The sequence below is a fragment of the Pseudomonas sp. FG1 genome, assembly GCF_034313875.1.
Taxonomy (GTDB): domain Bacteria; phylum Pseudomonadota; class Gammaproteobacteria; order Pseudomonadales; family Pseudomonadaceae; genus Aquipseudomonas; species Aquipseudomonas veronii.
This window is the reverse complement of the sequence record NZ_JAVIWP010000001.1, coordinates 5,987,856-6,000,707: the sequence shown is the minus strand read 5'-3', so window position 1 is coordinate 6,000,707 and position 12,852 is coordinate 5,987,856. Positions and strand designations below refer to the sequence as shown.

The window sequence follows — 12,852 nt, the reverse complement described above, 5'->3', positions numbered from 1 at the left end:
GCATGTCGAACAAAGATGAGACGCCCAGCGATCTGATTCGCGCGCGGGACGTGGGCGGGTTCGACATCTGGTCGTTGCCCAGCTTCGATCCGCATGTGCCGGAGCCTGAACCCGAGCCTGTGGAAGAACTGCCGGCGGAAATGGAAGAAGTGCCGCTGGAGGAAGTCCAGCCACTGACCCTGGAAGAGTTGGAAAGCATCCGCCAGGAGGCCTACAACGAAGGCTTCGCCGCTGGCGAAAAAGATGGTTTTCGCAGCGCCACGCTCAAGGTCCGCCAGGAAGCCGAGGTCGCCTTGAGCGTCAAGCTGGCCAGCCTCGAACGCCTGATGGGCAGCCTGTTCGAGCCCATCGCCGAGCAGGATTCGCAGATCGAAAAAGCCATGGTCGGGCTGGTCGAGCACATCGCCCGTCAGGTGATCCAGCGTGAGCTGGTGCTGGACTCCAGCCAGATCGAAAGCGTCATGCGCGAAGCCCTCAAGCTGCTGCCCCTGGGCGTCGGCAATGTGCGGCTGCACATCAACCCGCAGGATTTCGAACAGGTCAAAGCCCTGCGCGAGCGCCATGAAGAAACCTGGCGCATCGTCGAAGATGCCGATCTGCAGCCCGGTGGTTGCCGCGTCGAGACCGAATACAGCCGCATCGACGCCACTGTGGAGACGCGCATCAGCCAGATCATGGCCCAACTGCTGGATCAGGTCCACGAGCAGCTCCTGAACCCGGCCGAACCGGACATGAGCGTGGACCTGGACGCCGCCGATGCGCCTTGATCGCACCAGCTTCGCCAAGCGCCTGGGCGGTTACATCGAGGCCACCGGGTTGCCCGGCCAGCCGATTCTCGAAGGGCGCCTGCTGCGCATGGTCGGCCTGACCCTCGAAGCCGAGGGCCTGCGTGCCGCCATGGGCAGCCGCTGCCTGGTGATCAACGACGACAGCTACCACCCGGTGCAGGTCGAAGCCGAAGTCATGGGTTTTTCCGGCAGCAAGATTTTCCTCATGCCCGTTGGCAGCCTGGCGGGCATCGCCCCCGGTGCCCGCGTGGTGCCGCTGGCCGATACCGGCCGCCTGCCCATGGGCATGAGCATGCTCGGCCGCGTGCTGGACGGCGCCGGGCGCGCGCTGGACGGCAAGGGCGGCATGAAGGCCGAAGACTGGGTGCCAATGGACGGCCCCACCATCAACCCGCTCAAGCGCAACCCGATCAGCCAGCCGCTGGACGTGGGCATTCGCAGCATCAACGGTTTATTGACGGTCGGCCGCGGCCAGCGCCTGGGCCTGTTCGCCGGTACCGGCGTGGGTAAGTCGGTGTTGCTCGGCATGATGACCCGCTTTACCGAGGCCGACATCATCGTGGTGGGGCTGATCGGCGAACGGGGCCGGGAAGTGAAGGAGTTCATCGAGCACAGCCTCGGTGAAGAAGGCCTCAAGCGTTCGGTGGTGGTGGCCTCCCCGGCGGACGATGCGCCGCTGATGCGTTTGCGCGCGGCCATGTACTGCACGCGCATCGCCGAATATTTTCGCGACAAGGGCAAGAACGTCCTGTTGCTGATGGACTCCCTCACGCGTTTCGCCCAGGCCCAGCGGGAAATCGCCCTGGCCATTGGCGAGCCGCCGGCCACCAAGGGGTATCCGCCGTCGGTGTTCGCCAAGCTGCCCAAGCTGGTCGAGCGCGCCGGTAATGCCGAGGCGGGCGGGGGCTCGATCACTGCGTTCTACACCGTGTTGTCTGAAGGCGATGACCAGCAGGACCCGATCGCCGACTCGGCGCGCGGCGTGCTCGACGGTCACATCGTGCTGTCGCGGCGCCTGGCGGAAGAGGGGCACTACCCGGCGATCGACATCGAAGCCTCCATCAGCCGGGTGATGCCATCGGTGGTTACGCCCGAGCACATGGCCCGCGCCCAGCAGTTCAAGCAGCTGTGGTCGCGCTACCAGCAGAGTCGCGACCTGATCAGCGTCGGCGCCTATGTGGCCGGTGGCGATCGTGAGACCGACCTGGCGATTGCCCTGCAACCGCAGTTGGTCACCTACCTGCGCCAGGGCCTCAACGACAACATCAGCATGGGCGAAAGCGAAGCACACCTGCAGTCCATCTTCGCCCCCGCGCCAGGCGGCTAAGCCATGGCCAGCAGCCGCTCCTCACGCCTGGCCCCGGTGGTGGACATGGCCGAAAAGGCCGAAAAAACCGCGGTCCAGCGCCTGGGTTACTTCCAGGGCCAGGTGCGCCTGGCAGAAAGCAAGCTCGGCGACCTGGAGCGCTTTCGCGGCGAGTACCAGCAGCAGTGGATCGAGCGCGGCACCAAGGGCGTGTCCGGCCAGTGGCTGATGGGCTACCAGGGCTTTCTCAACCAACTTGAGACTGCCGTCGGCCAGCAGCGCCAGAGCCTGGCCTGGCACCAGAACAACCTCGACAAGGCCCGCGAGAGCTGGCAGCAGGCCTATGCCCGGGTCGAAGGCTTGCGCAAGCTGGTGCAGCGCTATATCGACGAAGCGCGGGCGATCGAGGATAAGCGCGAGCAGAAGCTGCTCGACGAGTTGTCCCAGCGCCTGCCGCGGCAGAATCCCTACTAGCGCCAGGCCCGCTGTTCAATGTGGGAGGGGGGCTTTCCCATATTTGATTCGCCGTGTTGCCCATAGCCCATTCGCCTGCTACACCTTCTATCTAGACCCATGACAAGGAAGCAGTCACATGTCAGTCGTGTCAGAAGTATCCCTGGATGGGACGAAGTTGACGATTGCAATCAAAGGCCGGTTCGATTTCGGCAGCCACCAGATCTTTCGTGAGGCCTACGAGCGTTTCTACAAGGTGCCGGACGTGTACGTGGTCGACCTGAAGGAAACCACCTACATGGACAGTTCGGCCCTGGGCATGCTCCTGCTGCTGCGCGATCATGCCGGGGGCGATGATGCGGAAGTCCAGGTGATCAACATCAGCTCCGACGTGCGCAAGATCCTCGCGATATCCAACTTCGATAAACTGTTCGATATCAATTGAGCGCTCTGGCTCCGGTCCTCGAACCGCTGACCGTCCTGATCGCCGAAGACAGCGCCACCGACTTGCTGTTGCTGTCGACCATCATTCGGCGCCAGGGCCACCAAGTGCTCACCGCCAGCAACGGTGTGGAAGCGGTCGACCTGTTCGCCCGCGAACGCCCGCAACTGGTGTTGATGGACGCCCTGATGCCGGTGATGGATGGCTTTGAGGCCGCGCGCCGGATCAAGCAACTGGCGGGCGAAGCCCTGGTGCCGATCATCTTCCTCACCTCCCTGCGCCAAAGCGAAGCCCTGGCCGAATGCCTGGATGCCGGTGGCGATGACTTCTTGCCCAAGCCCTACAACCCGCTGATCCTCGCGGCCAAGATCAATGCGATGGACCGCCTGCGCCGCCTGCAGGCCACGGTATTGCAGCAGCGCGACCTGATCGCCAAGCACCACGACTACCTGCTGCATGAGCAACGCGTGGCCAAGGCGGTGTTCGACAAGGTTGCCCATTCCGGCTGTATCAACGCGGCGCCGAACATTCGCTACCTGCAATCGCCGTATGCGCTGTTCAACGGTGACTTGTTGTTGGCGGCCTACACGCCGGCGGGTGATATGCATGTGCTGCTCGGCGATTTCACCGGGCATGGCCTGCCGGCGGCGGTCGGCGCGATGCCGTTGGCGGAAGTGTTCTACGGCATGACGGCCAAGGGCTACGGGCTGACGCAGATCCTGCGGGAGATGAACGCCAAGCTCAAACGCATCCTGCCGGTGGACATGTTCTGCTGCGCCGCGCTGTTGTGCCTGAGCACGCAGCGGCGCGTGGTGGAGGTCTGGAATGGCGGCATGCCTGATGGCTATGTACATGAAGTCGCCACCGGCAAGCGGACACCGTTGGTGTCACGGCATTTGCCGTTGGGTGTGCTGTCGGCGCAGGCGTTCGAGGACCATACCGAAGTCTGGCCGATGGCCCTGGGCGACCGCGTGTTTCTGCTCTCCGACGGCGTACTGGACACCGCCGACGCCAACGAACAGCTGTTCGGCGCCGAGCGCTTGCAGCAGGTGTTTGCCGCCAATCGCGAGCCCGACCGCCTGTTCGAGGATATCGAGCAGGCTCTGGCGGCGTTTCGCGGTGAGGTGCGGGATGATGTGAGCATGGTCGAAATCACCCTGCAGGCCGGCCAGTCGATGCGCGCGACGGGGCCGTTGTACGCCGACAGCGGCCAGTCGTGCCCGTTGGATTGGTCGGTGGGTTTTGAATTCCGCGCCGAGACCCTCAAGCGTTACAACCCGCTGCCCTATCTGTTGCAACTGCTGCTCGAGATCCACGGCCTGCGCGAGCAGAGCGGGGCGCTCTACAGCGTGATGGCCGAGCTGTATTCCAACGCCCTCGAGCATGGCGTGCTGGGCCTGGACTCGCGGCTCAAGCGCGATGCCAAAGGGTTCGCGCAGTATTACCGCGAGCGCAACGAACGGCTGATGCAGCTCAACAGCGGTTATGTGCGCGTGCAGGTGCAGGTGGCGCCCACCGTTACCGGCGGCAGGATGAGCTTGCGCATCGAAGACAGCGGCCCCGGGTTCGATGTGGAACAGGTACTGGCGCGCCCGCTGGATGTCGACCGCCTGTCCGGTCGCGGCTTGAGCCTGGTACGGCAACTGAGCAGCGATGTACGCTGGTCCGACGGCGGGCGTAGCGTCTGCGTGGAGTTTTGCTGGGAGGCTCTGGCATAATCCGCCGATTCTTGATCAAGGAGCGAACAAGTGGTTGAGGTTCATCTGGACCCGGACGTGTTATCGGGTTTGCAGGAAGTCATGGAAGGCGAGTACCCCAAGTTGCTCGATACCTTTCTCGATGATTCGCAAAAGCGCGTCGAAGCGCTGCGCAAGGCGCGCGACGATGCCAAGGCATTGGCGCTTATCGCCCATAGTTTCAAGGGCAGCAGTGGCAACCTCGGGGCGGTGCGGTTGGCGCACTTGTGCCAGCGCCTGGAGGTTGAGTCCGTCGAGGCGGCGGCGGACCTGGGGGCCTTGGTCGATCAGATTGATCATGAGTTTGCGCTGGTCAAGCCGCTGTATGAGTCGGAGCGCCAGCGCTTCCAGCTTTAATTTCAGGCGCGGGACGGCTTTTCGATAGGAGCTGGCCCGACTCTTGCTCTATCTCCTGATACTGCATCCCCGATCCCCATGCAGTGGAGACCTTACCTATGCCAGTCGCCCCTAATTCGCTCCTTCAGGCTGCCTCCGCGGCCAAGCCTCAAGCGCCTGCCGCCAATCCACCGGCGGCGGCTGCGGAGCCCCGGGATAAGGGCCCTGGCTTTGCTCAGGTGTTCGCCAGCCAAGGTTCGAAGCCCTCGGCCAAGGCCGACGACAACTCGGCCAAACCCATGCGCGACAAGCCTGCCGACGCGAGTGCCAAACCGGTTGCCGGCAACGATAAGCCTGTCGCGAACAACGATAAACCTGCCGCCGGTACGCCAGCGGTTGCCGATAGCGGCAAACCCTTGCCTGCCGACCCGCCGGCCAAGCCGGCCGACAGCGCCAGCAGTGATCAAACTCCGCCCGCCGACCCGGCCTTGGCGCAGCAGCCTGCGGCAGACCCGACGGTTGCGCCGGTGGTTGATCCCGCGTTGATTGTCACGGTCACGCCAGTTGCTGTGCCGGTGCCGGTGGAAACGCCAGCCCCGGCCGCCGCCAAGGATGACAAGGCCCAGCCGCTGGTCACGACACCGCCGGCAGTGACCGATGCGGCCAAGCCAGCCTTCGATCCCGCGGCAGACCCTCTGGACGCCCTGCCGGCGGTACGCCTGGCGATGGAGCAGGGCGGCCATGTGTCGGCCAGCAGCCAGACGCCGCAGAAAGCCGCGCCGACGTCCCAGGACCAGCCGACTGTCGCGCAGAACTTCGCCACGGGCCTGGCTAACATGGTGGATCAGCAAGCCAGCAAGGACAGCACCGACCAGGGCGGCGACAAAGCCTTTGGCGGGTTGATCGAAGAAGGCCTCAAGGATTTGAAGGGTGCCAGCAGCGACACCCGTGTCGATGACTTCGCCAACCGCCTGGCCGCGCTGACCCAGGCCGCCACGCCGAAAACCGCCAACGCGTTGCCGCCGGTGACCAACGCACCGCTGGCCATGCACCAGAGCGGCTGGACCGAGGAAATCGTCAACCGCGTGATGTACCTGTCCAGCGCCAACCTCAAGTCGGCAGAGATCCAGCTGCAACCGGCCGAACTCGGGCGTCTGGATATCAAGGTCAACATGACAGCGGACCAGCAGGCCCAGGTCACGTTCATGAGCGGTCACGCCGTGGTGCGTGACGCGCTGGAAAGCCAGTCCGGCCGGTTGCGCGAGATGTTCGCCCAGCAGGGCATGGGGCAGGTCGACGTCAACGTGTCCGACCAATCCCGCGGCTGGCAGGGCCAGGGTCAGGGCCAACAGCAACAGAACCAGGCGAACGGTATCAGTGGCCGTGGCGGTCGGGGTGACAACGGCGACGTTGCCGATCACGCCGAAGTGGCAGCGGCCGTCGCGCCGGTGACGTCCACCGTGATCGGCTCCAGCGCCGTCGACTACTACGCCTGATTCAGGGCCAACACCGGCCTGAGTGTGGGAGGGGGCTTGCCCCTGATGATCACGACCATTAAGCCTGGCCTGAGTCGATCGCAATCCAAAGGTGGGAGGGGGCTTGCCCCCGATGGCGGTGTGCCCGTCAACGGATCGGTCGACTGGAACCCCGCTATCGGGGGCAAGCCCCCTCCCACAATGGATCTGTGGCATGGCCGCTGTCCTGCTCTGCCTGACAACTCTGGCATAACACTTGCTCTTGCCTTTCCGTAGATCTATGAATCCCCGAATAGTGACGGATTATTGGCATGGCGAAGAGCGACGACGCAGCAAAAGCACCTGCAGGCAAGGGTAAGCTCAAGCTTATCCTGTTGATTGTCCTGGCCCTGGTCCTGGCCATCGGCGCCTCTGTGGGCGGCACTTGGTACATCATGCACAGCAGTGCGAGCAAACCGGCGCCCGCCGCCGAAACTGCCAGCAACGTCAAGCAACCGGCAATCTTCGAACCGATGCTTCCGGCCTTTGTCGCCAACTTCAACCAGAACGGTCGTCAACGCTACCTGCAGGTGAGCATCACCTTGCTGGCGCGTAACCAGGCAGACCTCGATGCGCTCAAGGTGCATATGCCGGTGATCCGCAACAACCTGGTGATGTTGTTTTCCGCGCAAAGCTTCGACAACCTGGCCACCCCGGTGGGCCAGGAAATGCTGCGCCAGAAGGTCACTGCCAGCGTGCAGGAAGTGGCCCAGAAAGAGCTCGGCAAAGTGGTGGTCGAGCAGGCGCTCTTCACTAATTTCGTATTGCAGTAGGATCACCACATGGCCGTGCAAGACCTGCTGTCCCAGGATGAAATCGATGCGCTGCTGCATGGCGTGGACGATGGTCTGGTACAGACCGAAACGGCTGCCGAACCCGGCAGCGTCAAAAGTTATGACCTGACCAGCCAGGATCGCATCGTCCGTGGACGCATGCCGACCCTGGAAATGATCAACGAGCGTTTCGCCCGTTACACCCGCATCAGCATGTTCAACATGCTGCGCCGCTCGGCGGACGTGGCGGTGGGCGGCGTGCAGGTGATGAAGTTCGGTGAATACGTACACTCGCTGTACGTGCCTACCAGCCTCAACCTGGTCAAGATCAAGCCATTGCGCGGCACGGCGTTGTTCATCCTCGACGCCAAACTGGTGTTCAAGCTGGTGGACAACTTCTTCGGCGGCGACGGCCGTCACGCCAAGATCGAAGGCCGGGAATTCACCCCCACGGAACTGCGGGTGGTGCGGATGGTGCTGGAGCAGGCCTTCATCGACTTGAAGGAAGCCTGGCAGGCGATCATGGAAGTCAACTTCGAGTACATCAACTCGGAAGTGAACCCGGCCATGGCCAACATCGTCGGCCCCAGCGAAGCGATTGTGGTGTCGACGTTCCACATCGAACTCGATGGCGGTGGCGGTGACCTGCACGTGACCATGCCGTACTCGATGATCGAGCCGGTGCGCGAAATGCTCGATGCCGGCTTCCAGTCCGACCTCGACGATCAGGATGAACGCTGGGTCAAGGCCCTGCGCGAAGACCTGCTGGACGTCGACGTGCCGCTGAGCGCCACCGTGGCGCGTCGTCAGTTGCGCCTGCGGGATATCTTGCACATGCAACCGGGCGACGTGATTCCCGTCGAGTTGCCGGAAGAACTGATCATGCGCGCCAACGGCGTGCCGTCGTTCAAGGTCAAGCTCGGTTCCCACAAGGGCAACCTGGCGCTGCAAGTGGTGGAGCCGATCAACCGGCGTTGAGTCACCCGTATTGATGCACCCCTATTTATGAATGTTTGCTCCGCCGAGGACATGTAATGGCTACCGAACACGAAAACACTTCCGCCGAAGACCAGGCCCTGGCCGACGAATGGGCTGCGGCCCTGGAAGAAACCGGCGATGTCGGCCAGGACGATATCGACGCGCTGCTGGCGGCCGATGCCTCTACTGCGCCAGCCAGTAACCGCCTGCCCATGGAAGAATTCGGCAGCGTGCCGAAGAACAACGACCCGGTGAGCCTCGACGGCCCGAACCTGGACGTGATTCTCGACATCCCGGTGTCGATCTCCATGGAAGTCGGCAGCACCGACATCAACATCCGCAACCTGCTGCAGCTCAACCAGGGCTCGGTGATCGAGCTTGACCGCCTGGCCGGCGAGCCGCTGGACGTGCTGGTCAACGGCACGCTGATCGCCCATGGCGAAGTGGTGGTGGTCAACGAAAAGTTCGGCATTCGCCTGACCGACGTGATCAGCCCGAGCGAACGCATCAAGAAGCTGCGCTGACATGAAGTATTCGATGGCGGGACTGTTGCTGGCGCTGCCATTGAGCGCCCTCGCGGCCGAACCGGTCGCGCAGGCGGCCGCGGCGGCGGCACCGGTGGTGAGCAGCGGTATCGGCGGTCAGTTGACCCAACTGGTACTGGGCCTGCTGCTGGTGGTCGGGCTGATTTTTGTGCTGGCCTGGCTGATGCGTCGGGTGCAGAACATTGGCCCGGGCAACGCCCAGGTCATCGAGATGATCGGCTCGCGCGCCCTCGGCCCGCGTGACCGGCTGGTGCTGGTGCAGGTGGGCGAGGAACAGATCCTGCTGGGCCTCACCCCCGGCCGCATCACCCCGCTGCATGTGCTCAAGACCCCGGTCAACGTCGCCCCGACCCAAGCCGCCACGCCAGAATTCGCCCAACGCCTGATGGAGTTGCTGGGCAAGGATCAGAAGGATAAGAAGTAATGCGCGTTTTATTGACGCTCATGCTGTGGCTGGCCGCGCCATTGGCGTTCGCCGCCGACCCGTTGTCGATCCCGGCGATTACGCTCGGCACCAATGCGGCCGGGGCCCAGGAGTATTCGGTCAGCCTGCAGATCCTGCTGATCATGACGGCGCTGAGTTTTATCCCGGCGTTTGTCATGCTGATGACCAGCTTCACCCGCATCATTATCGTGTTCTCGATCCTGCGTCAGGCCCTGGGCCTGCAACAGACGCCATCGAACCAGATCCTCACCGGCATGGCGCTGTTCTTGACGCTGTTCATCATGGCGCCGGTCTTCGACAAGGTGAACCAGCAAGCCCTGCAGCCTTACCTCGCGGAAAAGCTCACGGCGCAAGACGCCATCGACAAGGCCCAAGGCCCGATCAAAGACTTCATGCTGTCGCAGACCCGCTCCAGCGACCTTGAGCTGTTCATGCGCCTGTCCAAGCGCACCGACATCGCCACGCCGGACCAGACGCCGCTGACGATCCTGGTGCCGGCGTTCGTCACCTCGGAACTGAAGACGGCGTTCCAGATCGGTTTCATGATCTTTATCCCGTTCCTGATCATCGACCTGGTGGTGGCGAGCGTGCTGATGGCCATGGGGATGATGATGCTGTCGCCGCTGATCATCTCGTTGCCGTTCAAGATCATGCTGTTTGTGCTGGTGGACGGCTGGGCACTGATCATCGGCACGTTGGCCAGCAGTTTCGGCGGAGTGTAGGGCTATGACCCCAGAAGTTGCCGTCGACCTGTTCCGTGAAGCGTTGTGGCTGACCACGATGATGGTTGCTGTGCTGGTGGTGCCGAGCCTGTTGGTCGGCCTGTTGGTGGCGATGTTCCAGGCCGCGACCCAGATCAACGAACAAACCCTGAGCTTCCTGCCGCGCCTGCTGGTGATGCTGGTCACGTTGATTGTCGCCGGCCCGTGGCTGGTGCAAACCTTCATGGAATATATCCTGCAGCTGTACGGCAGTATTCCGCAGTTGATCGGCTGACCGCGTGCAGTCGCTGCTGGCGTTGACCGACACCCAGATCAGCACCTGGGTGGCGTCGTTTATCTTGCCGCTGTTCCGGGTCACGGCGGTGCTGATGAGCATGCCGGTGTTCGGCACCACCCTGGTACCACGGCGTATCCGCCTGTACTTCGCGGTGGCGATCACCGTGGTGCTGGTGCCGGGCTTGCCGCCGATGCCTGCGGTCAATGCGCTGGACCTCAGTGCGCTGATGCTGATTGCCGAGCAGATCCTGATCGGCTCGCTGCTGGGTTTCTCTCTGCAACTGTTCTTCCAGGCATTCGTGATCGCCGGGCAAATCATCTCGATCCAGATGGGTATGGGTTTTGCGTCGATGGTCGACCCCACCAACGGCGTGTCGGCGGCGGTGATCGGGCAGTTCCTGACCATGCTGGTGACCTTGATGTTCCTGGCCATGAATGGCCATCTGGTGGTGTTCGAGGTGCTGACCGAAAGTTTCACCACCTTGCCGGTCGGCTCGGGGTTGGTGGTCAATCACTTCTGGGAACTGGTGGGGCGCCTCAGTTGGGTGTTGGGCGCTTCGCTGTTGCTGGTGCTGCCGGCGATCACCGCGCTGCTGGTGGTCAACATCGCGTTTGGGGTGATGACCCGCGCGGCGCCGCAGTTGAATATCTTCTCTATCGGTTTCCCGTTGACCCTGGTGTTGGGCATGGGGATTTTCTGGGTCGGCATGGCCGACATTCTCAATCAGTATCAACCGCTGGCGAGCGATGCCTTGCAGTTCTTACGTGATCTGGCACGGGCGCGCTGAGCCATGGCCGAGAGCGAGAGTGGTCAGGACAAAACAGAAGACCCCACGGAGAAACGAAAAAAGGACTCCCGGGAAAAGGGCGAGATTGCCCGCTCCAAAGAGCTCAACACCGTCGCGACGATGATGGCCGGTGCCGGCGCCTTGCTGATCTACGGCGGCGGCCTGGCGCTCGACCTGATGGAGTTGATGAAACTCAACTTCAGCTTGCCCCGTGAAGTGCTGCTCAGCCCCGGCGCCATGGGGCAGTACCTGCTGCATTCGGGGAAAATCGCGATCCTGGCGGTGCAGCCGATTTTGATCACCTTGCTCCTGGCCGCGCTGATCGGCCCCGTCGCCCTTGGAGGCTGGCTGTTCGCCGCGAGCAGCATGGCACCAAAATTCAGCCGCATGAACCCGGCGGCGGGGCTCAAGCGCATGTTTTCCACCAAGGCGTTGGTGGAACTGCTCAAGGCCCTGGCCAAGTTCATCCTGATTCTGTTCGTGGCCTTGGTGGTATTGTCCTCCGACATCGATGACCTGCTGCGCATCGCCCATGAGCCGCTGGAGTCGGCGATCATCCACAGCGTGCAAGTGGTGGGCTGGAGTGCGTTGTGGATGGCCGCCGGGCTGATCCTGATCGCCGCCGTGGATGCGCCGATCCAGCTGTGGGAAAGCCACAAGAAACTGCTGATGACCAAGCAGGAAGTGCGCGACGAACACAAGGACCAGGAAGGCCGCCCCGAGGTCAAGCAGCGCATTCGCCAACTGCAGCGCGAAATGTCCCAGCGCAAGATGATGGCTTCGGTGCCCGACGCCGACGTGGTGATCACCAACCCGACCCACTACGCCGTGGCTCTCAAGTACGACCCGGAGAAGGGCGGCGCGCCGATGCTGCTGGCCAAGGGCAGCGACTTCACGGCGCTGAAAATCCGCGAAATCGCCGTGGCCAACGACATCCTGTTGCTGGAGTCGCCGGAACTGGCGCGGTCGATCTTCTACTCCACTGACCTCGACCAGGAAATCCCCGCCGGGCTGTACCTGGCCGTGGCCCAGGTATTGGCCTACGTCTACCAGATCCGCCAGTACCGCGCCGGCAAAGGCAAGCGCCCCGATCCGCTCAAGGACCTGCCGATTCCGCCGGATTTGCGGCGCGATTCCTGACCAACTGTTCAAATTGGCACCGTGCCATTCGTCGTAAACCTTCCTGACCTGTCAACTTTGACAGTCGTCACTTTCGCCTTCTCGCGGTTCTATTGCCTCAGGTACTGCGAAGTAAAATGCCGGGAGTGGGGCGATGCAGCTATTCACAGGCCGGGTTAAGTCTTATGACCAGCAGACCGGATTGGGTTCGATTGCGTTGGACAGTGGGGGAGACGATGTGTTGGTAGATCTGTGCAGTTCGGATGGATGCCTGCTTTCGGAGGGGCAGAAAGTGCAGTTTTGGATGATCCATCGACCGGCGGGCATCTATGCATGCGACATTCAACTGATCTGACGACACCTGTGTAAGTTCTTAATTGAAGTGTACGGAGAACGGCCATGGCAACGGGCACTGTGAAATGGTTTAACGCGGAGAAGGGGTTTGGTTTTATTTCTCCCGACGACGGCAGCACGGACGTGTTTGTCCACTATTCAGCAATCACCGGCACCGGTTTCAAAAGTTTGGAAGAAAATCAAAAAGTGGAATACGACGTGACGCAGGGCCAAAAAGGCCCGCAGGCCGAGAATGTGCGTCCTGTATAAAGATCGCCACTGATAGCATCCCTTCGCC

The 12,852-nt window shown here is 62.5% G+C and carries 16 protein-coding genes; all 16 read left to right on the top strand.

The window, feature by feature from the left end; all coding sequences use genetic code 11:
- Positions 1-2 precede the first annotated feature (2 nt).
- On the top strand, positions 3-767 hold the full coding sequence (gene fliH, locus RGV59_RS27570) for a flagellar assembly protein FliH (RefSeq protein WP_017845379.1): 765 nt from the start codon (positions 3-5) through the stop codon (positions 765-767).
- Entirely contained in the window at positions 757-2,115 is a 1,359-nt protein-coding gene (gene fliI, locus RGV59_RS27565) for a flagellar protein export ATPase FliI (protein ID WP_017845380.1), read from the top strand. Before fliH ends, fliI begins: the two co-directional genes overlap by 11 nt.
- Positions 2,116-2,118: 3 nt before the next feature.
- Positions 2,119-2,568, top strand: a complete 450-nt coding sequence (gene fliJ / locus RGV59_RS27560) for a flagellar export protein FliJ (RefSeq protein WP_017845381.1) — start codon at positions 2,119-2,121, stop codon at positions 2,566-2,568.
- A gap of 118 nt (positions 2,569-2,686) precedes the next feature.
- Positions 2,687-2,992 (top strand): STAS domain-containing protein, encoded by a 306-nt coding sequence (locus tag RGV59_RS27555; protein WP_017845382.1) that lies wholly within the window; start codon positions 2,687-2,689, stop codon positions 2,990-2,992.
- Positions 2,989-4,707: an ATP-binding SpoIIE family protein phosphatase gene (locus tag RGV59_RS27550; protein ID WP_102618112.1), complete on the top strand. Its 1,719-nt coding sequence runs from the start codon at positions 2,989-2,991 to the stop codon at positions 4,705-4,707. Before RGV59_RS27555 ends, RGV59_RS27550 begins: the two co-directional genes overlap by 4 nt.
- Positions 4,708-4,737: 30 nt before the next feature.
- Positions 4,738-5,082 carry an Hpt domain-containing protein gene (locus tag RGV59_RS27545; RefSeq protein ID WP_017845384.1) on the top strand — a complete coding sequence of 115 codons (345 nt, stop codon included), beginning with the start codon at positions 4,738-4,740 and terminating at the stop codon, positions 5,080-5,082.
- 98 nt (positions 5,083-5,180) lie between these two features.
- Positions 5,181-6,557, top strand: coding sequence for a flagellar hook-length control protein FliK (locus tag RGV59_RS27540; RefSeq protein WP_102618113.1), 1,377 nt, complete (start codon positions 5,181-5,183; stop codon positions 6,555-6,557).
- Between the two features lie 290 nt (positions 6,558-6,847).
- Positions 6,848-7,348: a flagellar basal body-associated protein FliL gene (fliL, locus tag RGV59_RS27535; RefSeq protein ID WP_017845386.1), complete on the top strand. Its 501-nt coding sequence runs from the start codon at positions 6,848-6,850 to the stop codon at positions 7,346-7,348.
- A 9-nt stretch (positions 7,349-7,357) separates the two neighbouring features.
- Positions 7,358-8,326: a flagellar motor switch protein FliM gene (gene fliM / locus RGV59_RS27530; protein ID WP_017845387.1), complete on the top strand. Its 969-nt coding sequence runs from the start codon at positions 7,358-7,360 to the stop codon at positions 8,324-8,326.
- Between the two features lie 56 nt (positions 8,327-8,382).
- Positions 8,383-8,850: a flagellar motor switch protein FliN gene (gene fliN / locus RGV59_RS27525; RefSeq protein ID WP_017845388.1), complete on the top strand. Its 468-nt coding sequence runs from the start codon at positions 8,383-8,385 to the stop codon at positions 8,848-8,850.
- A gap of 1 nt (position 8,851) precedes the next feature.
- On the top strand, positions 8,852-9,295 hold the full coding sequence (gene fliO, locus RGV59_RS27520; protein ID WP_026139822.1) for a flagellar biosynthetic protein FliO: 444 nt from the start codon (positions 8,852-8,854) through the stop codon (positions 9,293-9,295).
- Positions 9,295-10,038: a flagellar type III secretion system pore protein FliP gene (gene fliP / locus RGV59_RS27515; RefSeq protein WP_126585470.1), complete on the top strand. Its 744-nt coding sequence runs from the start codon at positions 9,295-9,297 to the stop codon at positions 10,036-10,038. The genes fliO and fliP overlap by 1 nt, the downstream gene beginning before the upstream one ends.
- Before the next feature lie 4 nt (positions 10,039-10,042).
- Positions 10,043-10,312: a flagellar biosynthesis protein FliQ gene (gene fliQ / locus RGV59_RS27510; protein ID WP_003175300.1), complete on the top strand. Its 270-nt coding sequence runs from the start codon at positions 10,043-10,045 to the stop codon at positions 10,310-10,312.
- A 4-nt stretch (positions 10,313-10,316) separates the two neighbouring features.
- Complete coding sequence (fliR, locus tag RGV59_RS27505) at positions 10,317-11,102, top strand: flagellar biosynthetic protein FliR (RefSeq protein WP_017845391.1); 786 nt, start codon at positions 10,317-10,319, stop codon at positions 11,100-11,102.
- Positions 11,103-11,105: 3 nt separating this feature from the next.
- The gene (gene flhB, locus RGV59_RS27500) at positions 11,106-12,242 is read left to right on the top strand and encodes a flagellar biosynthesis protein FlhB (protein ID WP_017845392.1); all 1,137 of its coding nucleotides are present in this window, start codon (positions 11,106-11,108) and stop codon (positions 12,240-12,242) included.
- Between the two features lie 378 nt (positions 12,243-12,620).
- A complete protein-coding gene (locus RGV59_RS27495; RefSeq protein ID WP_017845394.1) occupies positions 12,621-12,824 on the top strand; it encodes a cold-shock protein in 204 nt (67 codons plus the stop codon).
- Positions 12,825-12,852 lie beyond the last annotated feature (28 nt).

What these genes read in the sequence shown, in the direction of transcription:
- fliH (WP_017845379.1), top strand. Translation starts at nt 3, where the DNA reads ATGTCGAACAAAGATGAGACGCCCAGCGATCTGATTCGCGCGCGGGAC.
- fliN (WP_017845388.1), top strand. Translation starts at nt 8,383, where the DNA reads ATGGCTACCGAACACGAAAACACTTCCGCCGAAGACCAGGCCCTGGCC.
- fliP (WP_126585470.1), top strand. Translation starts at nt 9,295, where the DNA reads ATGCGCGTTTTATTGACGCTCATGCTGTGGCTGGCCGCGCCATTGGCG.
- RGV59_RS27555 (WP_017845382.1), top strand. Translation starts at nt 2,687, where the DNA reads ATGTCAGTCGTGTCAGAAGTATCCCTGGATGGGACGAAGTTGACGATT.
- fliQ (WP_003175300.1), top strand. Translation starts at nt 10,043, where the DNA reads ATGACCCCAGAAGTTGCCGTCGACCTGTTCCGTGAAGCGTTGTGGCTG.
- fliO (WP_026139822.1), top strand. Translation starts at nt 8,852, where the DNA reads ATGAAGTATTCGATGGCGGGACTGTTGCTGGCGCTGCCATTGAGCGCC.
- fliI (WP_017845380.1), top strand. Translation starts at nt 757, where the DNA reads ATGCGCCTTGATCGCACCAGCTTCGCCAAGCGCCTGGGCGGTTACATC.
- fliM (WP_017845387.1), top strand. Translation starts at nt 7,358, where the DNA reads ATGGCCGTGCAAGACCTGCTGTCCCAGGATGAAATCGATGCGCTGCTG.
- fliL (WP_017845386.1), top strand. Translation starts at nt 6,848, where the DNA reads ATGGCGAAGAGCGACGACGCAGCAAAAGCACCTGCAGGCAAGGGTAAG.
- RGV59_RS27495 (WP_017845394.1), top strand. Translation starts at nt 12,621, where the DNA reads ATGGCAACGGGCACTGTGAAATGGTTTAACGCGGAGAAGGGGTTTGGT.
- flhB (WP_017845392.1), top strand. Translation starts at nt 11,106, where the DNA reads ATGGCCGAGAGCGAGAGTGGTCAGGACAAAACAGAAGACCCCACGGAG.
- fliJ (WP_017845381.1), top strand. Translation starts at nt 2,119, where the DNA reads ATGGCCAGCAGCCGCTCCTCACGCCTGGCCCCGGTGGTGGACATGGCC.
- RGV59_RS27540 (WP_102618113.1), top strand. Translation starts at nt 5,181, where the DNA reads ATGCCAGTCGCCCCTAATTCGCTCCTTCAGGCTGCCTCCGCGGCCAAG.